A 20,538-nucleotide genomic window follows, 5' to 3' on the forward strand; every position below is an offset into this window, starting at 1 on the left:
TTGAGATCACCGAGGCCAAGATCGTGTTGCATGTTTCCACCCGGGGTGAAGCCCCGGCGCTCAGCTTTTCCGACGCGCTGCTGACCGGGCTCGCCCGCGACGGCGGCCTCTATCTGCCGCAGAGCTGGCCGACTCTCGCGCTGGCGGAGATCGCCGGTTTCGCCGGAAAACCCTATACGGCGGTGGCCGAGCGCGTGCTCGGCGCATTGAGCGATGGCGACATCGAGAGCGGCGCGCTCTCCGGCATGATCCGTCAGGCCTATGCCGGCTTCCGTCATCCGGCCGTCTGCCCGCTGACGCAGATCGGCGACAATCTCTTCGTGCTGGAGCTCTTCCACGGCCCGACGCTCGCCTTCAAGGACGTGGCGATGCAGTTGCTCGGCCGGCTGATGGACCATGTGCTCGGCCAGCGCGGCCAGCGCGCCACCATCGTCGGCGCGACCTCCGGCGACACCGGTGGCGCCGCCATCGACGCCTTCAAGGGGCTGAAGAGCGTCGATGTCTTCATCCTCTATCCGCAGGGCCGCGTCTCCGACGTGCAGCGCCGGCAGATGACGACGGTCGATGCGCCGAACGTCCATGCCATCGCGGTCGAAGGCACATTCGACGACTGCCAGAACCTCGTGAAGGCGATGTTCAACCATCACGCCTTCCGCGACGAGATCGGACTGTCCGGCGTCAACTCGATCAACTGGGCGCGCATCGCGGCGCAGGTCGTCTACTACTTCACCTCGGCCGTTTCGCTCGGCGGGCCGGAGCGCAAGGTCTCCTTCACGGTGCCGACCGGCAATTTCGGCGATATCCTCGCGGGCTGGGTCGCCAAGCAGATGGGCCTGCCGATCGAGCGKCTGGTGATCGCCACCAACAGCAACGACATCCTGGCGCGGACGCTGGAAACCGGCGCCTACGAGATGCGCGGCGTGGCGGCGACGACCTCGCCCTCGATGGATATCCAGATCTCGTCCAATTTCGAGCGGCTGCTGTTCGAAGCGCATGGCCGCGACGGCGCCACTGTCCGCCGGCTGATGCAGTCGCTGCAGCAATCCGGCCGCTTCGAGATCGCGGGTGAAGCGCTCCAGCGCATCCGCGGCGAATTCGACGCTGCCTCCCGGAGCGAGGAGGAGGTCGCGGCCGAGATCAAGAAGAGCTGGACCGAGGCCGGCTACCTCCTCGACCCGCACACCGCGATCGGCGTCGGCGCTGCCCGGCAGGCGCTCAAGCGCCATCCGGCGACACCGATGATCGTGCTCGGCACGGCTCATCCCGCCAAGTTCCCGGCGGCGGTGAAGGCCGCGAGCGGCGTCGCGCCGGAGCTGCCCGCCCATCTCGCCGATCTGATGGAGCGCAAGGAACGTCTGACGCTGCTGCCGAACGATCTCGGCAAGGTCGAAACCTTCGTGCGCGAGCATGCGCGCGCCGTCCGCGGAGCGGCAGCGTGAGCGCCACCACCCCGATCGAGGCCGTCGAGCTCGCCGCATCGGCGCGGCCTGAAGGCGCCCATGACCCCGACGTCCAGCTGACCCCCCTGCCCTCGGGCCTGCGCATCGTCTCGCAGCGCATGGATCATGCCGCGACGGTGTCGCTCGGCATCTGGATCGGCGCCGGCTCGCGCGACGAGCTGCCGCATGAGCACGGCCTCGCCCATCTGCTCGAGCACATGGCGTTCAAGGGCACGGCCCGGCGCAATGCCCTCCAGATCGCCGAGGAGATCGAGGGCGTCGGCGGCGACCTCAACGCGGCGACCAGCGTCGAATATACCTGCTACACCGCCCGCGTCCTCGGCACCGATCTGGCGCTTGCCGTCGACATCCTCGCCGACATCGTCACCTCGCCCGCCCTCACCGAGGAGGAGCTGAAGCGCGAGAAGGGCGTGATCCTGCAGGAGATCTCTGCCGTTCAGGACACCCCGGACGACCTCGTCTACGACCGCTTCCTGCAGGCCGCCTTCCCCGACCAGCCGATCGGCCGGCCGATCCTCGGCACGGCCCAGACGGTGCAAAGCTTCACCCCCGAGGCGATCCGCGCCTATCTCGCCCGCAACTACCACGCCGGCAACATGGTGCTCGCCGCGTCCGGCGCCGTCAGCCATGACGAACTGGTGGCGCTTGCCCGCGAACATCTGTCGAAGCTGCCGGCCCGCCCCGCCAAGATGCCGGAGCGCGAACCCGGCAACTATCGGGGCGGTGAGGCGCGCATCGGCAGCGACGAGGAGCAGGTGCATCTCGTGCTCGGCCTGCCCGGCAAGCCCTTCACCGGCGGCATGCACTACCCCTTGCAGATCTTCGCCTCGGTGCTGGGCGGCGGCCTGTCGTCGCGGCTGTTCCAGGAGGTGCGCGAGCAGCGCGGCCTGGCCTATGCGATCGATGCCTTCCACTGGCCCTTCTCCGACTGCGGCATCTTCGGCATTGGCGCCGGCACCGCGCCTGAGGATGCGAACGAGCTGATCGAGGTCGCGCTCGGCTGCCTGCGCCAGGCGGCGGAGGATGTCAGCGAAGTCGAAGTGGCGCGGGCCCGCGCCCAGATGAAGGTGGGGCTGCTCGCCTCGCTCGAAAGCCCCGGCGGCAAGCTGGAGCAGATGGCCCGGCAGGTGCTGATCTTCGGCCGGGCAATCCCGCGCGAGGAACTGGCGGCCCGTCTCGACGCGGTGACGCTCGAGGACGTGCGCGCGGCAGGTCGCTCGCTGCTCGGCCACCAGCCGACCATTGCCGCGATCGGCCCGATCCACGGCATTCCCGCAGCCAAGCGCCTGCGCCAGGCGGCCCGGGCCGCGGACTGAACGGCGATGGCGCTCTTCCGTTTCCCGAGCGAGCCGCCGAGCCGCCCGCTGATACGGACGCAGAATCTCTATCTGCGTGCGCCGCAAGCCAGCGACTACTCCGCCTGGGCCGTGCTGCGCATCGAAAGCCGCGACTTTCTGACGCCCTGGGAGCCGACCTGGAACGAGGACGATCTGACCCGGACCTCCTTCCGACTGCGCGCCAAGCGGGCAGCACGCGAGATCGCTAGCGACGAAGCCTATTCGCTCTTCATCTTCGAAGCCCATACGGAGGCGCTGCTCGGCGGGCTGACCCTTGGCCTCATCCGCCGCGGCGTGGCCCAAGCCTGCACGCTCGGCTACTGGATGGGCAAGCGCCATGCCGGCAGGGGCCACATGGCCGAGGCTGTGCGTGGCGCGGTGCGCTTTGCCTTTTCCGAGCTTGCGCTGCACCGGGTCGAGGCCGCCTGCCTGCCGAACAACGAGCCGTCACGCCGCCTGCTGGAGCGGGTCGGTTTCCAGCACGAGGGGCTGGCGCGCGCCTATCTCAAGATCAACGGCGTCTGGGCCGACCATCTGCTCTACGCTCTGCTTTCGGGCGATGCGTTGCCCGGAGGGAAGCCGTGAAGGCAGCGGTTGACCACAGCCACGCGCTGCCTTGCCCTTGCCATGAGCGCCCAGTAGGGATTTTCGTTCAAGTTCGAATGATTGTCTCCCGCCTGATAGCCGAGCACAGCTTGTCCATTTCCGAGCGCATCCTCCGGATCGGCCTCGCCGTCGCCGGCCTTGCCCTGTGGTTCAGTTTCGCGACCGTGACGCCGGCCAGCGCCGTCGATGCGGTGCGTGTGCCGGTCGACGTGCCGGTGATCGATCTCACCAATGTCGTCGAGCGCAACAAATCGGACGGCGACGTCATCCAGATCTCGACCGCGCCGGGGCCGGACGGCATCGTCCGGCGCATCGCCGTCAAGGCGCGCGAATCGGGCGCCAGGCCGGACTGGATCGTCTTCGCGCTGACGAACGATTCGGACGAGCAGATCGACCGGCTTCTGGTCGCGCCCTTCCACCGGCTGATCGGCTCCGGCGTGGTCTGGCCCGACCTCGGCGACAAGCGCATCGAGGCGGTGACGGCGAGCCAGGGCCTTTCGCCGGACCGCGAGGCAAGCCCCGACGCCGACGTCTTCCTGATCACGCTCGACCCCGGCACGACCGTCACTTTCGTGGCGGAGCTGAAATCGCCGAACCTGCCGCAGCTCTATCTGTTCGAGCCGGAAGCCTATCGCCAGAAGACCAACGGCCTGACCCTCTACAAGGGCATCATCATCGGCATCGCCGGCCTGCTCGCGCTCTTCCTGACCATCATCTTCGTGGTCAAGGGCGCGGTGATCTTCCCGGCCGCCGCAGCGCTCGCCTGGGCGGTGCTGGCTTATGCCGGCCTCGATTTTGGCTTCTTCCAGCGCCTTTTCCCGCTCACGCCGGCGATCGAGCGCATCTACCGGGCGGGTGCGGAAGTCGTGCTTGCCGCGACACTGCTCGTTTTCCTGTTCGCCTATCTCAACCTGTCACGCTGGCATGTGCGCTACGGCCATGTCACCGCGATCTGGATCATCGGCCTCGCCGGCCTGATCGGCCTCGCCGTCTTCGACGCGCCGATGGCTTCCGGCATCGCGCGCATCTCGATTGCCGCCGTCGCCGCCGTCGGCTTCGTGCTGGTCGTGCATCTGGCGACACATGGCTACGAGCGCGCGGTCATGCTGATCCCGACCTGGTTCCTGCTTGCGGTCTGGGTCACGGCAGCGAGCTTCACCGTAACCGGGCAGTTCCAGCGCGACCTCGTGGCGCCTGCCCTGCTGGGCGGCCTCGTGCTGATCGTGCTGCTGATCGGCTTTACCGTGATCCAGCACGCCTTCGCCGGCGGCGCGATCTCGCAGGGCCTGGTCTCGGACACGGAGCGGCGGGCGCTGGCGCTTTCCGGCTCCGGCGACCTCGTCTTCGACTGGGACGTGAGCTCCGACAAGGTCTTCGTCTCGCCGCAGATCGAGACGCTGCTCGGCCTGCCCAAGGGCTCGCTCGAAGGCTCGGCCGCGCGCTGGCTGGAGCACATGCATGTCGCCGACCGGGACCGCTACCGCGTCACGCTCGACGCCGTGCTGGAGCAACGCCGCGGCAAGCTCAATCTCGACCTGCGCCTGCGCTCCGCCAACGGCGCCTATCACTGGTTCAACGTCAAGGCGCGGCCCGTCATCGGCTCGGACGGCGAAGTCATCCGCGTCATCGGCACGCTCTCGGACGTCACCGAGCAGCGCACGGCCCAGGAGCGCCTGCTGCACGACGCCGTCCATGACAACCTGACTGGGCTGCCCAACCGCAAGCTGTTCCAGGACCGGCTCGGCGCGATCTTCGGCTTCACCCGCGCCGACGACAATATCCGCCCGACCGTGCTCGTCATCGATGTCGACCGCTTCAAGCAGGTCAACGAATCGGTTGGTTTCTCAGCCGGCGACTCGATCCTGCTGACGCTAGCGCGGCGCCTTGGCCGGCTGCTCAGGGCGCAGGACACGCTCGCCCGCATCGGCGGCGACACCTTCGCGATGATCCTGGTCTCGGAGCGCGATCCCGAACGCATCCTGGCACTGGCCGAGCTCGTGCGCCGGGCCGTCTCGACGCCGATCACCTATGCCGAGCGGGAGATCGTGCTGACGCCCTCGATCGGGCTCGCCCTGTTCGACCCCTCGCCTGCCGCGCGCAAGGACGATGCGCTGAAGAACGCCGAGCTCGCCATGGCTCATGCCAAGCGCCAGGGCGGCAACAAGATCGAGGTCTTCGTTCCGGCGATGCGGACCGACCGCAACGACAGGCTCGCGCTGGAAAGCGACCTGCGCCGGGCGATCGAGCGCAACGAGATCCAGGTCATGTACCAGCCGATCGTCCGGCTGGAGGACCGCACCATCGCCGGGTTCGAGGCGCTGGTGCGCTGGGACCACCCGCGTGAGGGGCGCTTGATGCCGCAGGACTTCCTCGCCATCGCCGAGGAAACTGGGCTGATCGTCGATCTCGGCGTCTACGTGATGGAGAAGACGGCACGCGAGCTCGAAGCCTGGCAGGCGGCACTCGAAGTCGACCCGCCGATCTTCGCCAGCGTCAATGTCTCGAGCCGTCAGTTGCTCCGCCACGACCTGCTGCACGACGTGAAGACCGTTCTCGGGCGGCGGCGCGTGCTGCCGGGCACGCTCAAGCTCGAAATCACCGAAAGCCTGGTGATGGAAAATCCGGAATACGCCGCGCAGATGCTGCAGCGCATCCGGGACCTCGGCGCCGGTCTCTCGCTCGACGACTTCGGGACGGGCTATTCCTCGCTGTCCTATCTGCAGCGCTTTCCCTTCGACACGATCAAGATCGACCAGAGCTTCGTGCGGCAGATGGGCAATGGCCGCCCGCCGGTGATCCTGCGCTCGATCGTGCAACTCGCCTCCGATCTCGGCATGGATGTCGTGGCCGAGGGTGCCGAGAGCGAGTCCGACGCCATCGAGCTCTACCAGATCGGCTGCCAGTACGCGCAGGGCTACATCTTCGGCCAGCCGATGACCGCGGCCGAGGCGCGGCGCCTGATGGGCGCGGCAGCTTCGGCGGCAACCGAAGTGGCATAAACCTCAACCGCCGTTCTCGGACGAAGCGAAGCGCAAGTCCGAGAATCTCGGGCAGGGTGAAACGCGATAGATCCTGGGTCACGAGATGCTCGGGTCAGGCCCGAGCATTTGACGGTGGCACCTCAGGCGTGGCCAGCGTCGCGAGAGAGAAACGCAGGTTCGATGCCGAGCTTGTGCAGCGCCCGCTGATACTTCGTCTCGACGCTCTCGTCGAACAGCAGGGCCGGATCGGCCGCGCAGTGCAGCCAGCCATTCGACTGGATCTCCGCCTCGAGCTGGCCGGCGGCCCAGCCGGCATAGCCGAGCGCGAGGATAGCGCTTTCCGGCCCGCTGCCGATCGCGATGGCGCGCAGGATATCGAGCGTCGCCGTCAGGCAGATGCCTTCATCGATGGGGAGCGTTGCCGATTCGAGGAAGAAGTCCGCCGTATGCAGAACGAATCCACGCTTGGTTTCGACCGGGCCGCCGCGCAGCACCTGCATGCGCTCGGCGCTGCTGGGCAGCCGGATGATCTCCTCGGACGGAATGACGTCGAGCTGAACGAGCAGATCCGGAAACTTGGTGTCGCCGGCCGGCTTGTTCACGATGATGCCCATGGCGCCGTCCTCGGAGTGCGCACAGACATAGACGACGCTGCGGCTGAAGCGCGTGTCGGCCATGCCGGGCATCGCGATGAGGCACTGCCCGTCGAGATAGCTGCGGCCGCCGAGGCGGGGTTGTGAGCCGATCTTCATCCCCCGCATGCTAGATGCTGTCGGGGAGTCTCGGCAAGGCTGGATATCAGCCCGCCGTCTTTCCGGCCTTCCGGCTTCGCAGAAATCCGGGTGGATCGCTGGCTCAGGCTGTGCGCGGTGGTGCGGTCCTTATCGCGATTGCGCCCCATTCCTGCGCAACGATGGATGTTTCGGGCGACCGGCCAATTCAGGACATGAGACGCAGGTTTTGTTCGCTTTTCAGTTTCGCAATGGATAATGCAGGGTCGTGAACCGCGTTTTTTCCCTGCTGGCCATGATGCCCCTCGCGCTCGGCGCTGCCGCGCATGCGCAGGAGGCTCCGACCGAAGCCGCGATATCGCCCTGGTCGGCGAGCGAGCATGCGAAGCTGCGCCTGATCGCCGGCCCGACCACGCCGACGGGCAAGCAGCGCGTCGGCGTCGAGATCGTGATGTCTCCGGGTTTCAAGACCTATTGGCGCAGCCCCGGCGAGTTCGGCGTGCCGCCGAACTTCGACTGGTCGGGCTCGACCAATATCGGCGGGCTCGACGTGCGCTGGCCCGTTCCGGAGCGGTTCCAGGATTCAGCCGGCTACTCCATCGGCTATGTCGGGGAAGTCGTGATTCCGATCTCGGTTCAACCGGTCGATCCGTCCCGGCCCGTCATGATCGTGCTCAAGCTCGACTATGCGGTCTGCGAGAAGATCTGCATTCCCGCCAGGGGCGAGGCCAGCCTGTGGCTCGAGCCGGGCGTCACGACCGTGACATCGCCGCGGCTGGAGAGTTTCGAGGCGCGCGTGCCGGTCTCGGCGAAACCCGGCCCCCACAAGGAGAAGACCTCCATCCTCGAGGCCAAGCTTGACGACACCGTCGTCGATCCCGGTCTCAGGCTCGTCCTGCAGCCGCCGCCCGAGGGCAAGATCGAGGACATCTTCGTCGAAGGGCCCGGCCAATGGTCCTTCGGCAAGTCCCGGCTGACGCCGCAGAGCGACGGCACGGTCGCCGCCCAGATCCGCATCAACGAACGCCCGAAGAGTGCCGCGGGCCCCGTCCCCCTGATCTTCACCATTCGCGGGACGCCCAAGCCCGTCGAGACGCGGCTCGAACTCGACATCCCCGCCGGCAAGCCCTAATCCCTGAGGCGAAGCGGCCTTCGCGCCGCGGGCTTCACGGAGAAAGACGCAATGACGATCCAGGTGGGTGACAAGCTTCCGCAGGCGACGTTCCGCGTCATGACCGCCGACGGCCCGGCTGCCAGGACGACCGACGACCTGTTCAAGGGCCGGAAGGTCGTGCTCTTCGCCGTGCCGGGCGCCTTCACGCCGACCTGCCACAAGAACCATCTGCCCGGCTATCTGGCCAAGGCCGACGAGATCAAGGCCAAGGGCGTCGACGCCATTCTGGTGACATCGACCAACGACGTCTTCGTGCTGGACGCCTGGTCGAAGGCGACCGGCGGCGCCGGCGTCATCGAGTTCCTTTCGGACGGCAACGCCGATTTCGCCACGGAGATCGGCCTGTCGATGGATGGCTCGGGCTTCGGCATGGGCACGCGCTCGCGGCGCTATTCCATGCTGGTGGAAGATGGCGTCGTGAAATCCCTCAACGTCGAGGAAGCGGCCGGCAAGGCCGACGCCTCCGGCGCCGAGACCATGCTCCAGCAGCTCTGAGTTTTTTCGATCGCCAGTTGCCAGGCCCGCGCGAGGTCATCGCGCGGGCCTTTCTATTGGGCCATGGGTATCAAGCCGCCAGACGTGGCGAATGTCGCAGATGGGTGGGAAGTCGCCATTGCCCACAAGGCCTCGGCCTGATCAACCGAGCGCCCATGGCAGAAGCAGCGGGTATGCCGTGTTGCGCGGCGAGAAGGCTTCCTATGACCTGCAGGCCCGCGAGTTGGGCGCGAAGAGGCTGCGCTGGGTCAGCGCACGCGCCGGTAATGCATGGCGATCGCGCCGCTGCGGAGCGGCTTGGCCGAGATCAGCTCGAGCCGTCGCGTGCTGGGCAGCCCGCTCTGGTAGAGGGTTGGGCCGTGGCCGGCGATCCTGGGGTGCACGAGGAGCTTGTACTCGTCGATCAGATCCAGCCGGTCCAGCTCGGTCGCGAGCGTGCCGCTACCCAGGAGCACGCCGGCCGGGGTCGCGTCCTTGAGCCTCTGCACGCCCGTGCGCAGGTCGCCGGCGATGTGGTGGCTGTTGGTCCACGGGAAGGCCGTTCGCGTCGACGACACCACGTATTTCGGCTTGGCCTCCAGCTTGACCGCCCACTCGCGTATCGCAGGCGGCGCCTCCTCGTCGCCGCGGGCGACTGCCGGCCAGTAGCCCTCCATCATCTCGTATGTGACGCGACCCCACAACATCGCCCCGCCTTCATCCATAAGGCGGGTGAAGAAGGCGTGCGTCTCGTCGTCGGCAATTCCCTCCTGGTGGTCGACGCAGCCGTCCAGGGTGACGTTGATACTGAAGGTCAATAGTCCCATGCGGCAAGTCTAAGCCATATAATGGAGAACATGTAGGCCAGTTGCTCGTGGTTGATGTTGAACTTCCGCAACGGATCTTGAGCCGCCGGTCCCACCAGGCGCCTGCCTTCCCTCCGAAGCCGGCGCGTCGGCCGCTTCCTGGGCGGGTCCGACAAGCAGCGGACCACGGTTTTTTCACGGGTCCTGCCGACCGCTGATCGATCCGATCGCGGCTTGTCATGAGACAAGGCCGAGACCGCCGGCTAGCTTCCGCCCTGGAGGAGAGACTGCATGCCTGATATCACCATCCGCCCGCTCGAAGCCGCTGATCGCGCTGCCTGGACGCCGCTCTGGCGGGGCTATCTGACCTTCTACAAGGCGACGCTGCCACCAGAGCTCGACGAGATCACCTTCGGACGGCTGACCGGCGGTCAGGAGCCGATGGGCGGCTTCATCGCGCTACAGGGCGACAAGGCGCTCGGTATCACCAACTGGGTGATCCACCGCACGACCTGGAGTGAACGGAATATCTGCTATCTGCAGGATCTGTTCACGGTGCCGGAGGCGCGCGGCACCGGCGTCGGGCGCAAGCTGATCGAGGCCGTGAACGAGATGGCGCGCGCGAAGAACTGCTTCCGCGTCTACTGGCAGACGCATGAGTCGAACCTGCAGGCGCAGGAACTCTACAACAAGGTCGCCGACAAGTCGGGCTTCATCGTCTACCGCCAGCCGCTGGCGTGACGAGCGGTCGGCCGTCGTCGCGTGAGCTGACGCACGCTGGGGCTGCACAGACGCACAGGCACGCGTGCATCGGCGCAATCGCAACGGCCATGCCAGCGCCTATATTGGGAGCAGGCTTGAGCGGAACCGCTTCGCGGCGCCCGCCGAGCTGTCCCCCTGCGGGGCGCATCTCGCGCCCGCAGCCAGCGACAGGCGCGTCATGAAGAAGATCGGCTTTCTCTCCTTCGGCCATTGGGCGCCCTCGCCGCAGTCCGGCACGCGCTCGGCCGGCGATGCGCTGCTGCAATCGATCGATCTCGCCGTGGCGGCGGAGGAGCTGGGCCTCGACGGCGCCTATGTCCGCGTCCACCATTTCGCCAGGCAGCTCGCCTCGCCCTTCCCGCTGCTGGCCGCGATCGGCGCCCGGACGAAGCGCATCGAGATCGGCACCGCCGTGATCGACATGCGCTACGAAAACCCGCTCTACATGGCTGAGGATGCCGGCGCGGCCGACCTCATCGCCGGCGGACGGCTCCAGCTCGGCATCAGCCGCGGCTCGCCGGAACAGGTGATCGATGGCTGGCGCTATTTCGGCTACGAACCGGCCGAGGGCCAGAGCGACGCCGATATGGGCAGGCGCCATGCCGAGGTCTTTCTCGACATGCTGCGCGGCCAGGGCTTCGCCGAGCCGAACCCACGGCCAATGTTTCCGAACCCGCCCGGCCTGCTGCGGCTCGAGCCCCATTCCGAGGGCCTGCGCGAGCGCATCTGGTGGGGCGCCGGGTCGAACGCCACCGCCATCTGGGCGGCAAAGCTCGGCATGAACCTGCAGAGCTCGACCCTGAAGGACGACGAAACGGGTGAGCCGTTCCACATCCAGCAGGCGAAGCAGATCCGCGCCTATCGCGAGGCATGGAAGGAGGCGGGCCATGCTCGCCAGCCGCGCGTCTCTGTCAGCCGCAGCATCTTTGCGCTGGTCGATGACCGCGACCGCGCCTATTTCGGCCGCGGCAACCAGAGCGACGACCAGATCGGCTTCATCGACGAGAACACGCGCGCCATCTTCGGGCGCAGCTATGCGGACGAGCCGGACAAGCTGATCAAGGAACTGGGCAAGGACGAAGCGATCGCCGAAGCCGATACGCTATTGCTGACGGTGCCGAACCAGCTCGGCGTCGACTACAACGCCCATGTGATCGAGGCGATCCTGAAGCACGTCGCACCGGCGCTCGGCTGGCGCTGAGGAGAATCGTCCGAGCTGCGACGCCGCGTCGAAGCCGCAAGGATCGCTCTTCGATGAGCCGCTACCGCCCCGACTTGAACGGCGCCATGCCGGCGCGCGCCAGCGCGTCGGCGCGCTCGTTCATCTCGTCGCCGGCGTGGCCCTTGACCCATTTCCATTCGATCTTGTGGCGGCCGAGCGCGGTCTCGAGCCGCTGCCAGAGCTCGACATTCTTCACCGGCTTCCTGTCGGCCGTTTTCCAGCCGTTCTTCTTCCAGCCATGGATCCAGCCGGTGATGCCCTGCCGCAGATACTGGCTATCGGTATGCAGCGCGACGGTGCAGGGCCGCTTCAGCGCCTCCAGCGCCGCGATCGCCGCCATCAGCTCCATGCGGTTGTTGGTGGTCTGCGCCTCGCCGCCGGAAAGCTCCTTCTCGACGCCGTTATAGCTCAGGATCGCCCCCCAGCCGCCAGGTCCAGGGTTCCCCGAGCAGGCCCCGTCGGTCCAGACTTCGACAGTATCGCTCACCGCTTCAGCCCGTATTCGCGGGCATCGACGACGCGCTGGTGGAAGGCGAGCTTGCGGTCGTATTCGAGCGGATCATGCGGTTTAACCAGCGCGCCCGGCGGCACGTTCAGCCAGTCGACCAGGCGCGTTAGCAGGAAGCGCAGGGCCGAACCGCGGCAGAGCTGCGGCAGCGCCTCGATCTCCACCAGGCTCAACGGACGAACTGTCTCGTAGCCGGCGAGCAGCGCCTGTCCCTTGGTCAGATTGAACGAGCCATCGGCCTCGAAGCACCAGGAGTTCAGGCAGATCGCCAGGTCGTAGGCATAGGCGTCCGTGCAGGCGAAATAGAAGTCGATCAGGCCCGACAGCCGGCTGCCGATGAAGAAGACGTTGTTGGGGAAGAGATCGGCATGGATCACGCCGCGCGGCAGGTCCTTGGGCCAGCTCGCCTCATGCACCGCAATCTCGGCCATGATCCGGCGTGCGAGGCCCGGCGAGACCTTGTCGGCATCAGGGCCCGCCTGATGCGCCAGCGGTCGCCAGCCAGGCACGGACAACGCGTTGACCCGCTCCATCGTGAAATCCGCTCCAGCCTCATGCAGCAGGGCGAGGCCGCGGCCGAGTTCCTGGCAGTGGGCGGCGGTGGGGCGGCGCACGGAAAGCCCGTCGAGGAAGGTGACGATCGCGGCCGGACGCCCGGCAAGGCGACCGAGCATCTCGCCGCGGCTATCCTGAACCGGTTGGGGGCAGATCAGCCCGCGCGCAGCGAGATGCTGCATCAGCTCGAGGAAGAACGGCAGATCCTCCGGGTTCACCCGCTTCTCGTAGAGGGTGAGGATATAGGCGCCCTGGGTGGTGTGCAGCAGATAGTTCGAGTTCTCGACGCCCTCGGCGATGCCCTTTGCGGAAAGCAGGTCGCCGATGCCATAGCGCGCCACAAAGGCTGCCATCTCGTCATCGGGCACTTCGGTATAGACGGCCAAGATCAGGCTCTCTTGCTAGATCACGTTTTTCGCATTTTGACGAAACCGTCAAAATGCGAAAAACGTGATCGATTCTAAAAGTTTAGAGCATTGCTTCTGCGAAAAACCGGCACCCACTTTTTCGCGCAATGCTCTAGTTGGTTTATCGCATTTTCTTCACGCGAACCGGCACCCACTTCGCTCGAAAATGCATCTGCTGGAGTTATTCGGCCGCGGTCGGCGCCGCCTCGCCGCGCAGCTCGCGCGGCAGCGGGAAGAAGACGTTCTCGTCGGCGGTCGAGACGGTCTCGACGCGGACCTCGTAGCGCTCGGCGAAGGCATCGATGATTTCCTCGACCAGCACCTCGGGCGCGCTCGCGCCGGCGGTGATGCCGAGGCTGCGGATGTTGCCGAAGACCGACCAGTCGATCTCGTCGGTGCGCAGGACGAGCCGCGCGACCGGGCAGCCGGCGCGCTCGGCGACCTCGCGCAGGCGCTGCGAGTTCGAGGAATTGGGCGAGCCGACCACGATCAGCCCGTCGACCTGCGGGGCGACGTGCTTCACCGCCTCCTGGCGGTTGGTCGTGGCGTAGCAGATGTCTTCCTTGTGGGGCGCGATCAGCTCCGGGAAGCGGGCCTGCAGCGCCTCGACGATCTCGCGCGTATCGTCCACCGAAAGCGTGGTCTGCGTGACGTAGGCGAGCGGCTGGCCGGTCGACGGCGTCAATGAGGCAACATCCTCCAGCGTCTCGATCAGCGTGATCGCACCCTCGGGGAGCTGGCCCATCGTGCCGATGACCTCGGGGTGGCCGGCATGGCCGACCAACAGGATGTGGCGGCCGCGCTTGTGATGGACCTCCGCCTCGCGATGCACCTTCGTCACCAGCGGACAGGTGGCGTCGATGGCGAAGAGATTGCGCGCCTTCGCCGCCGCCGGGACCGCTTTGGCGACGCCATGGGCGGAGAAGATCACGGGCCGCGTCTCGTCGGGCACCTCGTCCAGCTCGGCGACGAAAACCGCGCCCTTACGCTTCAGGGATTCGACGACGTATTTGTTATGGACGATCTCGTGGCGGACATAGACCGGCGCGCCATGCAGGGCGAGCGCCTTCTCGACCGCGTCGATGGCACGCACGACCCCGGCGCAGAAGCCGCGCGGGGCACAGAGCAGGATGTCGAGCGGCGGCTTGGTCACGCGCGGAAAGAACTCCAGATGGTGCCGGTCTTCTTTCGGCGGGATGGCGGCGATGTCAAGGAAGCGAGGCGGTGCGGGCTCGGCAGACCTGTCGATTGCCTCTCGCAGTCTCGGCGCCGAGAGCCTAGATAGAGCCATGGCCGCCCGCTCCGCAGCACCGCACCAGGCCATCCCACGCCCGTTTCCGATCACGAGTTCCGTATGGCCGACGCCACTTCGCATGTCAGCTTCCTGCCGCCGATCCTGACCTTCTGCGCCGCGGCGGTGGTTGCCGTTCCGCTGTTCCGCAAGCTCGGGCAATCGGCGGTGCTCGGCTATCTCGCGGCCGGCATCGTGATCGGCCCCTCGATCCTTGGCGTCATCAAGGACCCCGATGCCATCCGCAGCACGGCTGAGATCGGCGTGGTGCTGCTGCTCTTCCTGGTCGGTCTCGAGCTGCAGCCGGCGCGCCTCTATTCGATGCGCAAGGACATTCTCGGCACGGGCCTCGCGCAGATGGCGCTCAGCGCCGCCGGCATCGGTCTCTTCGGCTGGTATTTTGGCTTGTCCGCCGCGGGCGCTGTCGCGGTCGGCGTAGCACTGGCGCTCTCCGCCACCTCGATCGCGCTGCAGCAGCTCGCAGAACGGGGCGACAGCAGCGAGACCTATGGCCGGCGCACTTTCTCGATCCTGCTGTTCCAGGACATGGCGATTGCGCCCGTGCTGGCGCTGCTTCCCCTGCTCGCCACCACCGGCGGTGCTCAGGCCGGCACCCCGATGCGCGCGCTCGCCAGCCTCGGCATCGCGCTCGGCGCGCTGATCGCGATCATCCTGGCCGGGCGCTATGTGCTGAACCCATTCTTCCGCATCCTCGCCAATACCGGCGCCAAGGACGTGATGACGGCGGCCGCCCTGTTGATCGTGCTCGGCGCGGCACTGCTGATGGAGCATGTCGGCCTGTCGATGGCGATGGGCGCCTTCCTGGCCGGCGTGATGCTGGCCGACTCGCATTTCCGGCACGAGCTCGAAGCCGATATCGAGCCGTTCCGCGGCGTGCTGCTCGGTCTTTTCTTCATGGCGGTCGGCATGTCGCTCGACCTCAAGCTGGTCGCGTCCAATTGGATGCTGCTGGCGGTGGCGGCGCCACTGCTGGTGCTGTTCAAGATCGCGGTCGTCACCTCGATCCTGCGGATCTCCTGCTCCTCCTGGCTGGAGGCGATCCGGGCCGGCGCGCTGCTTTCGCCGGCCGGCGAGTTCGCCTTCGTCCTGCTGCCGCTCGGCCTGGCGCAGGGGCTGCTCACGCCGTCGCAGGCGGCGATGGCGACTGCGCTCGCCGCGATCAGCATGCTGCTCGGCCCGATCGTCGCCAAGCTGATTGATGCGGTGCTGCTTTCGCGCGTAACGCCGGAGACGATGGAGGAGGATTTCGACGGGATCAGCGACAGCCAGGTGATGGTGGTCGGCTTCGGCCGCTTCGGCCAGGTGGTGACGCAGGCGCTGCTCCTGCAGCACATCAACATCACCGTGATCGATTCCGACGTCGAGCAGATCAGGGCCGCCGCCCGCTTCGGCTTCAAGGTCTATTACGGCGATGGCACGCGCCTCGACGTTCTGCGCGCCGCCGGCGCCGGCCGGGTCAAGGTGATCTGTGTCTGCATCGACGACAAGGACGCCGCGCTGCGCATCGTCGAGATGGTCAAGGCCGAGTTCCCGCATGTGCGCGTGCATGTGCGCGCCTTCGACCGCATCCATTCGATCGAGCTGATGAAGGCCAATGTCGACTACCAGATGCGCGAGACCTTCGAATCGGCGCTCGGCTTCGGCCGCGTCACGCTCGAAACCCTGGGTCTGAGCCGCGATGAGGCCGATTTCGTGATCGACCATGTGCGTGATCGGGACGCCCAGCGCATGGAAATCCAGTTCCACGAAGGCATCGCCGCCGCACTGAACCGCGTGCCGCGCGTGACGCCGGAGCCCATCGTCAAGCCTAAGGGCAAGTCCAAGGCCCTCAATGCCGAGACCGAGCAGGTCATCGCCGATGGCGGGGCCGAGGTCTCGGTCGGCGGCGTCGGAGAGCCGGAACGGTGACCAGCACCTCGTCCCGGCCGGCTCAGGCGATCTTTGTCGAAGGCCCGCTGATGCGCCACGTCGCCGTGATGACGGCGACGGGTTCGATCGGCCTGATGGCCGTCTTCGTCGTCGATCTCCTGTCGCTGCTCTACGTCTCCTGGCTCGGGCGGCCGGAGGCGACGGCCGGCGTCGGCTTCGCCACCATCGTGCTCTATCTGATGGTCTCGGTGAATGTGGGGCTGATGATCGCGGTAGCCGCCCTGACCTCACGCAGCATCGGCGCCGGTGACCGCGAGGGCGCGCGGCGCATCGCCGCCTCGACCATGGTCCTGATGGCGCTGGTCGCGCTGGTGCTGTCGCTTGCCGCCCTACCGCTGCTGCCCTGGTTGCTGCGTGCCATCGGCGCGCATGACCAATCCTACGCCGTCGCCCTCTCCTTCCTGCACATCACCCTGCCCTCCAACGTGCTGATGGCGATCGGCATGGGCTTCTCCGGCGTGCTGCGCGCCATCGGCGATGCACGCCGGGCGATGTTCGTGACGCTCGGCGGCGGCATCGCCACGGCCGGGCTCGATCCCCTGCTAATCTTCGGCTTCGGGCTCGGGCCGGACGGCGCGGCGATCGCGATCGTGCTGGCGCGTATCATCATCGTCGCGATCGGCTTCCACGCGACCGTCGTCGTTCACGGCATGATGGCCCGGCCGCGACTGAGCTGGATTCGCCAGGACAGTGCCCGGACCTTCGCCATTGCCGGCCCGGCCATCCTGACGAACCTCTCCAACCCGATAGCCAACGCCGTCTTCGCCGGCGTCGTCGCCCGCTTCGGCGACGGGGCGGTGGCGGCGCTCGCGATCATGGACCGGCTGGTGCCGGTCGCCTTCGGCGCGGTGTTTGCGCTTTCGGGCGCGGTCGGCCCGATCCTCGGCCAGAACTGGGGCGCCGGGCGCTTCGACCGGATGAGACGCGGCCTGACGGATTCGGCGATCTTCGCGGCCGGCTGCGTGCTGGTTTCCTGGCTGCTGCTGCTTTCGCTGCGCGGCGTCATCGTCTCCGCCTTCCACGCCGTGGGGCTGACGGCGGAGCTGGTCGAGTTCTTCTGCCTGATCGCCGGGCCGATGTGGTTTTTCGTCGGCATGCTCTTCGTCGCCAACGCCGCTTTCAACAATCTCGGCATGCCGTTCCTGTCGACCCTGTTCAGTTGGGGCCGCGCCACGCTCGGCACCATGCCCTTCGCCTTCCTCGGCGCACAGATCGCCGGGCCGAAGGGTGCGTTGGCGGGCTCGGCGCTGGGCGCGGTCGCCTTCGGCGTGCTCGCGCTGATCTTCGCCTATCGCGGCATCGCCCGGCTGGAGCGCGAGGCCCTGCAACGGCGGGCTACCCTCGATTTGCCAGACAAGGACACCCTGCTATCGTCCACTCAGGCACGGAACTGAATGCCGGCCTGGGGAGGCGTCCATGATGAATCTGTTCGATATCATGCAATCGGCACAGAACGGCCGAGCGGTGCCGAATCTCGCCCAGCAATACGGCTTGAGCCTGCAGCAGACCCAGGCCGCGCTCGATGCGCTGCTGCCGGCCTTCTCGATGGGGTTGCAGCGGCAGACGCAGGATCCCTTCGCCTTCGGCGCGCTGGCGCAGATGATGACGGCCTCGCCCTATGCCCGCTTCTTCGAGACTGCCGGAAGCGGCATTCCCACCGGCGCGCAATCGGCCGGCAACGATGTGCTCAGCCAGCTCTTCGGCTCGCGCGAGGTCAGCCAGGCCATCGCAGCGCAAGCGGCAGCGACCAGCGGCGTCAGCCAGGCAATCCTGAAGCAAATGCTCCCGGTCATTGCCGCGATGCTGATGGGCGGCCTCTCCAAATCGAGCAGCAATGAGGGGCTCGGCGGCATTCTCGGCCAGTTCGCCGAGATGATGCGTGGCCAGATGCCGGGCATGCAGCCCCCGCCGCAGCCGCAGATGCCGGCCAACCCGTTCGAAGCGATCCTGAAGGGAATGTTCGGCCAGGCGGGGGCCCAGCCCCAGGCCAATCCTCAGGCCAACCCGACCGACCCCTTCGGCGGCGCGCTCGGCCAGATTCTCGGCAGCATGTTCGGCGGCGCAGCTGCCTCGCAGCCTGAGCCCGCCCCCGCGCCGCGGAGCGCCACGCCGCGCCGCGCGCCTGCCCCCGAACCGGAGCCGGAGGAGGCATCCCCCTCCTCTTCGCCTCCAGGTCCCGGCTCGATCGGACTCGACGCGCTCAACCAGATGTTCGAGCACGGCCGCCAGATCCAGGACGAGCACCAGAACGCGCTGAAGTCGATCCTGGACGCCATGCTCGGCGGCAACCAGGGACGCCGCTGAAGCAGAACGGCTGACGACGAAGCGGAACAGGAAGCCCCTCCGGCCGCCTGATCGCGCAAGCGTCAGGCGCGCCGACGCTCCTCGCCGGCCTGTGCCGCCATAGCGGCAGCCATGCTGCGCAGCTCCACGAGGTCGTCGCGCGTCCGGAAGCTGGCAACGAGATCGTTGAGGCGCTGGATCTGACTGGCCAGGGCCGTGGCGGACGCCGCGCTCTCCTCTGCGAGCGCCGCGTTCTGCTGGGTCATCTCGTCCATATGGGCAACGGCCTGGCTCATCTCGTCGATGCCATAGGCCTGCTCGGTCGCGGCAGCCGAAATCTCCGAGACCGTGGCCGATACCTTGCCCGAGGCCTCGACGATGCGCTCCAGTGCGGCGCCCGCCGAGCGGACGAGGCCGACGCCCTGCGCCACCTCCGCACCCGACTCGGTGATCAGTGCGGTGATGTCCTTGGCCGCTGCGCCCGAACGTTGGGCGAGCGTGCGGACCTCGGAGGCGACGACGGCGAAGCCCTTGCCGGCGTCGCCGGCGCGCGCTGCCTCGACCGCCGCATTGAGCGCCAGAAGATTGGTCTGGAAGGCGATCTCGTCGATCACGCTGGTGATGTCCGAGATCTTGCGCGAGGCCGTCTCGATGCGGGCCATGGCATCGACCGCGTTCTGGACGATGGCACCGCCCTTGCGCGCGACGTCCATCGCCTCGTCCGCAAGCGCGACCGCCTGCTGCGAGGAGTGAGCGGAAGCCTTGACGGAAGCCGCGAGTTCCTCGGTTGTCGCGGCTGTCTCCTCCAGCGAGGAAGCCTGCTCCTCGGTTCGCTTCGAGAGGTCGTCGGCGCCGGTGTTGATCTCCAGCGCCGCGTTGCCGACATCGCCGGACGTCTCCTGAATCGTCCGGATCGTCTCGGCGAGATGGCCGACAGCAAGATTGAAGTCGTCGCGCAGCTTCTCGTATTCAGCGGCGAGTTCGGCATCGATGCGGCAGGTGAGGTCACCGCGGGATAGCCGGTCGAGCCCTTCGGCGAGCGCGTCCATCACCTGGCGCTGCTCGGCGGCAAGGCGCTCCTGCTCCTGCGAGTGGGCGGCGCGCTCCTGCTCGACGATGCGGCGCTGCGTTTCCGAGACTTCGCGGTTCTCAGCCGTCTCCACCTCGAGGCGCTGCACGGCGAGGCCGTTCTCCTTGAAGACCTGCACGGTCCGCGCCATCGCGCCGAGCTCGTCGCGCCGGGCGTGGCCTTCGATCTCGACTGCGTAGTTGCCTGCGGCCAGATCCGCCATCCGTGCCTTGAGCTGATCGAGCGGCTTGGTGATCGACAAGCGGGCGAGCAGCATCGCGCCGGCCAGGCCGACCAGCGTGCCGACGACGGTCAGGATCAGCATCAACCAATCGAGCTGCTTGGCCTCGGCGTCGAGCGCATGCGCAGCCGTCAGCGTGTCGCCCTTAATCTCGCCGTTGAGCTTCACCGCATCGGCGATGATCGCGCCGAAAGCCCGGTCCAGCTCGGACATCACCGAGAGCGCCGGCAGATCCTCGTCCCGCGCCGCCTGCTTGGTCACGTCGTCGATCTTGGACTTGAGCTCGGCGATCCGCCGCGCCAGCACATCGAACTCGGCATGCTTCTCCGGAAAGCTGATCTTGGCGTTCACCAGCTGCTGCAGCGCGAGATCATAGCCCTTGCGCACATCGTCGATCGCCGTGGCGTTCTGCTTCATGTACTCGGGATAGGCGATCGCCTTGTAGAGATCGCGCAGGATGTAGCTCGTCGCCAGCGTCGACTGCGCCGAGTCGAGGATCGCCGTGGCGCGCTGGTCGATCAAATCCGAATAGGTCTTCTGGATACGGGCATATTCCTGGCCGGCATAGATCGCCGTGCCCAATCCAATCATTCCCATGACAACGAGCGGGATCGCAATCTTCGTGCGAATCCGCAGATCCTTGAGGCGCAGAGACAATTTCATGCCGACAGCCCAGATCCG

Annotated in this window: 17 protein-coding genes; 11 read left to right on the forward strand and 6 right to left on the reverse strand. The window is 67.1% G+C overall.

All coding sequences use genetic code 11. The annotated features are described in order from the left end of the window. Positions 1 to 23: 23 nt before the first annotated feature. From thrC to AC1DIN_RS06740, 4 genes are all read left to right on the forward strand, one after another. Complete coding sequence (gene thrC / locus AC1DIN_RS06725) at positions 24 to 1,439, forward strand: threonine synthase (protein ID WP_476809139.1); 1,416 nt, start codon at positions 24 to 26, stop codon at positions 1,437 to 1,439. 14 nt (positions 1,440 to 1,453) lie between these two features. After that, positions 1,454 to 2,776 (forward strand): M16 family metallopeptidase, encoded by a 1,323-nt coding sequence (locus AC1DIN_RS06730; protein WP_476809384.1) that lies wholly within the window; start codon positions 1,454 to 1,456, stop codon positions 2,774 to 2,776. Positions 2,777 to 2,782: 6 nt separating this feature from the next. Next, entirely contained in the window at positions 2,783 to 3,382 is a 600-nt protein-coding gene (locus tag AC1DIN_RS06735) for a GNAT family N-acetyltransferase (protein ID WP_441468859.1), read from the forward strand. A gap of 77 nt (positions 3,383 to 3,459) precedes the next feature. Beyond that, on the forward strand, positions 3,460 to 6,402 hold the full coding sequence (locus tag AC1DIN_RS06740; protein ID WP_476809140.1) for an EAL domain-containing protein: 2,943 nt from the start codon (positions 3,460 to 3,462) through the stop codon (positions 6,400 to 6,402). Positions 6,403 to 6,524: 122 nt separating this feature from the next. Here the strand turns inward: AC1DIN_RS06740 and AC1DIN_RS06745 are convergent, their stop codons facing one another. Next, the gene (locus AC1DIN_RS06745; protein ID WP_441468861.1) at positions 6,525 to 7,145 is read right to left on the reverse strand and encodes a YqgE/AlgH family protein; all 621 of its coding nucleotides are present in this window, start codon (positions 7,143 to 7,145) and stop codon (positions 6,525 to 6,527) included. 238 nt (positions 7,146 to 7,383) lie between these two features. Here AC1DIN_RS06745 and AC1DIN_RS06750 point away from each other — a divergent pair, with 238 nt between their 5' ends. After that, positions 7,384 to 8,247, forward strand: coding sequence for a protein-disulfide reductase DsbD domain-containing protein (locus AC1DIN_RS06750; protein ID WP_476809141.1), 864 nt, complete (start codon positions 7,384 to 7,386; stop codon positions 8,245 to 8,247). A gap of 51 nt (positions 8,248 to 8,298) precedes the next feature. Continuing rightward, a complete protein-coding gene (locus tag AC1DIN_RS06755; protein WP_441468863.1) occupies positions 8,299 to 8,784 on the forward strand; it encodes a peroxiredoxin in 486 nt (161 codons plus the stop codon). A 248-nt stretch (positions 8,785 to 9,032) separates the two neighbouring features. Here the strand turns inward: AC1DIN_RS06755 and AC1DIN_RS06760 are convergent, their stop codons facing one another. Continuing rightward, on the reverse strand, positions 9,033 to 9,590 hold the full coding sequence (locus tag AC1DIN_RS06760) for a dihydrofolate reductase family protein (protein ID WP_476809142.1): 558 nt from the start codon (positions 9,588 to 9,590) through the stop codon (positions 9,033 to 9,035). A gap of 270 nt (positions 9,591 to 9,860) precedes the next feature. Between AC1DIN_RS06760 and AC1DIN_RS06765 the strand changes: the two genes are divergently transcribed. After that, positions 9,861 to 10,310 carry a GNAT family N-acetyltransferase gene (locus AC1DIN_RS06765; protein WP_441468865.1) on the forward strand — a complete coding sequence of 150 codons (450 nt, stop codon included), beginning with the start codon at positions 9,861 to 9,863 and terminating at the stop codon, positions 10,308 to 10,310. Between the two features lie 199 nt (positions 10,311 to 10,509). Beyond that, positions 10,510 to 11,532, forward strand: coding sequence for an LLM class flavin-dependent oxidoreductase (locus AC1DIN_RS06770; RefSeq protein ID WP_476809143.1), 1,023 nt, complete (start codon positions 10,510 to 10,512; stop codon positions 11,530 to 11,532). Between the two features lie 61 nt (positions 11,533 to 11,593). Here the strand turns inward: AC1DIN_RS06770 and rnhA are convergent, their stop codons facing one another. The 3 genes from rnhA to ispH all read right to left on the reverse strand — a co-directional run bounded on the left by rnhA (position 11,594) and on the right by ispH (position 14,314). Then, a complete protein-coding gene (gene rnhA / locus AC1DIN_RS06775) occupies positions 11,594 to 12,040 on the reverse strand; it encodes a ribonuclease HI (RefSeq protein WP_441468867.1) in 447 nt (148 codons plus the stop codon). After that, positions 12,037 to 13,002 carry a homoserine kinase gene (locus tag AC1DIN_RS06780; RefSeq protein ID WP_476809144.1) on the reverse strand — a complete coding sequence of 322 codons (966 nt, stop codon included), beginning with the start codon at positions 13,000 to 13,002 and terminating at the stop codon, positions 12,037 to 12,039. Before AC1DIN_RS06780 ends, rnhA begins: the two co-directional genes overlap by 4 nt. A 202-nt stretch (positions 13,003 to 13,204) precedes the next feature. After that, the gene (gene ispH, locus AC1DIN_RS06785) at positions 13,205 to 14,314 is read right to left on the reverse strand and encodes a 4-hydroxy-3-methylbut-2-enyl diphosphate reductase (RefSeq protein WP_476809145.1); all 1,110 of its coding nucleotides are present in this window, start codon (positions 14,312 to 14,314) and stop codon (positions 13,205 to 13,207) included. A gap of 63 nt (positions 14,315 to 14,377) precedes the next feature. On the opposite strand from ispH, the gene AC1DIN_RS06790 reads away from it, so the two are divergent. From AC1DIN_RS06790 to AC1DIN_RS06800, 3 genes are read left to right on the forward strand one after another with little or no spacing between them, the layout of a single operon-like run. Further along, complete coding sequence (locus tag AC1DIN_RS06790; RefSeq protein WP_441468870.1) at positions 14,378 to 16,243, forward strand: monovalent cation:proton antiporter-2 (CPA2) family protein; 1,866 nt, start codon at positions 14,378 to 14,380, stop codon at positions 16,241 to 16,243. Further along, positions 16,240 to 17,658, forward strand: a complete 1,419-nt coding sequence (locus tag AC1DIN_RS06795) for an MATE family efflux transporter (RefSeq protein WP_476809146.1) — start codon at positions 16,240 to 16,242, stop codon at positions 17,656 to 17,658. Before AC1DIN_RS06790 ends, AC1DIN_RS06795 begins: the two co-directional genes overlap by 4 nt. A 22-nt stretch (positions 17,659 to 17,680) precedes the next feature. Then, the gene (locus AC1DIN_RS06800) at positions 17,681 to 18,568 is read left to right on the forward strand and encodes a DUF937 domain-containing protein (protein ID WP_476809147.1); all 888 of its coding nucleotides are present in this window, start codon (positions 17,681 to 17,683) and stop codon (positions 18,566 to 18,568) included. Between the two features lie 62 nt (positions 18,569 to 18,630). On the opposite strand, the gene AC1DIN_RS06805 is transcribed toward AC1DIN_RS06800, so the two are convergent. Next, the gene (locus AC1DIN_RS06805; RefSeq protein WP_476809148.1) at positions 18,631 to 20,520 is read right to left on the reverse strand and encodes a methyl-accepting chemotaxis protein; all 1,890 of its coding nucleotides are present in this window, start codon (positions 20,518 to 20,520) and stop codon (positions 18,631 to 18,633) included. Positions 20,521 to 20,538 lie beyond the last annotated feature (18 nt).

The organism is Allobosea sp. 05T438 (genome assembly GCF_056396025.1).

Excerpts from the sequence above, each read along its gene's own strand:
- AC1DIN_RS06735 (WP_441468859.1), top strand. The coding sequence starts at position 2,783 with ATGGCGCTCTTCCGTTTCCCGAGCGAGCCGCCGAGCCGCCCGCTGATA.
- AC1DIN_RS06740 (WP_476809140.1), top strand. The coding sequence starts at position 3,460 with ATGATTGTCTCCCGCCTGATAGCCGAGCACAGCTTGTCCATTTCCGAG.
- AC1DIN_RS06745 (WP_441468861.1), bottom strand. The coding sequence starts at position 7,145 with ATGCGGGGGATGAAGATCGGCTCACAACCCCGCCTCGGCGGCCGCAGC.
- AC1DIN_RS06755 (WP_441468863.1), top strand. The coding sequence starts at position 8,299 with ATGACGATCCAGGTGGGTGACAAGCTTCCGCAGGCGACGTTCCGCGTC.
- AC1DIN_RS06760 (WP_476809142.1), bottom strand. The coding sequence starts at position 9,590 with ATGGGACTATTGACCTTCAGTATCAACGTCACCCTGGACGGCTGCGTC.
- AC1DIN_RS06765 (WP_441468865.1), top strand. The coding sequence starts at position 9,861 with ATGCCTGATATCACCATCCGCCCGCTCGAAGCCGCTGATCGCGCTGCC.
- AC1DIN_RS06770 (WP_476809143.1), top strand. The coding sequence starts at position 10,510 with ATGAAGAAGATCGGCTTTCTCTCCTTCGGCCATTGGGCGCCCTCGCCG.
- ispH (WP_476809145.1), bottom strand. The coding sequence starts at position 14,314 with ATGGCTCTATCTAGGCTCTCGGCGCCGAGACTGCGAGAGGCAATCGAC.
- AC1DIN_RS06790 (WP_441468870.1), top strand. The coding sequence starts at position 14,378 with ATGGCCGACGCCACTTCGCATGTCAGCTTCCTGCCGCCGATCCTGACC.
- AC1DIN_RS06800 (WP_476809147.1), top strand. The coding sequence starts at position 17,681 with ATGATGAATCTGTTCGATATCATGCAATCGGCACAGAACGGCCGAGCG.
- AC1DIN_RS06805 (WP_476809148.1), bottom strand. The coding sequence starts at position 20,520 with ATGAAATTGTCTCTGCGCCTCAAGGATCTGCGGATTCGCACGAAGATT.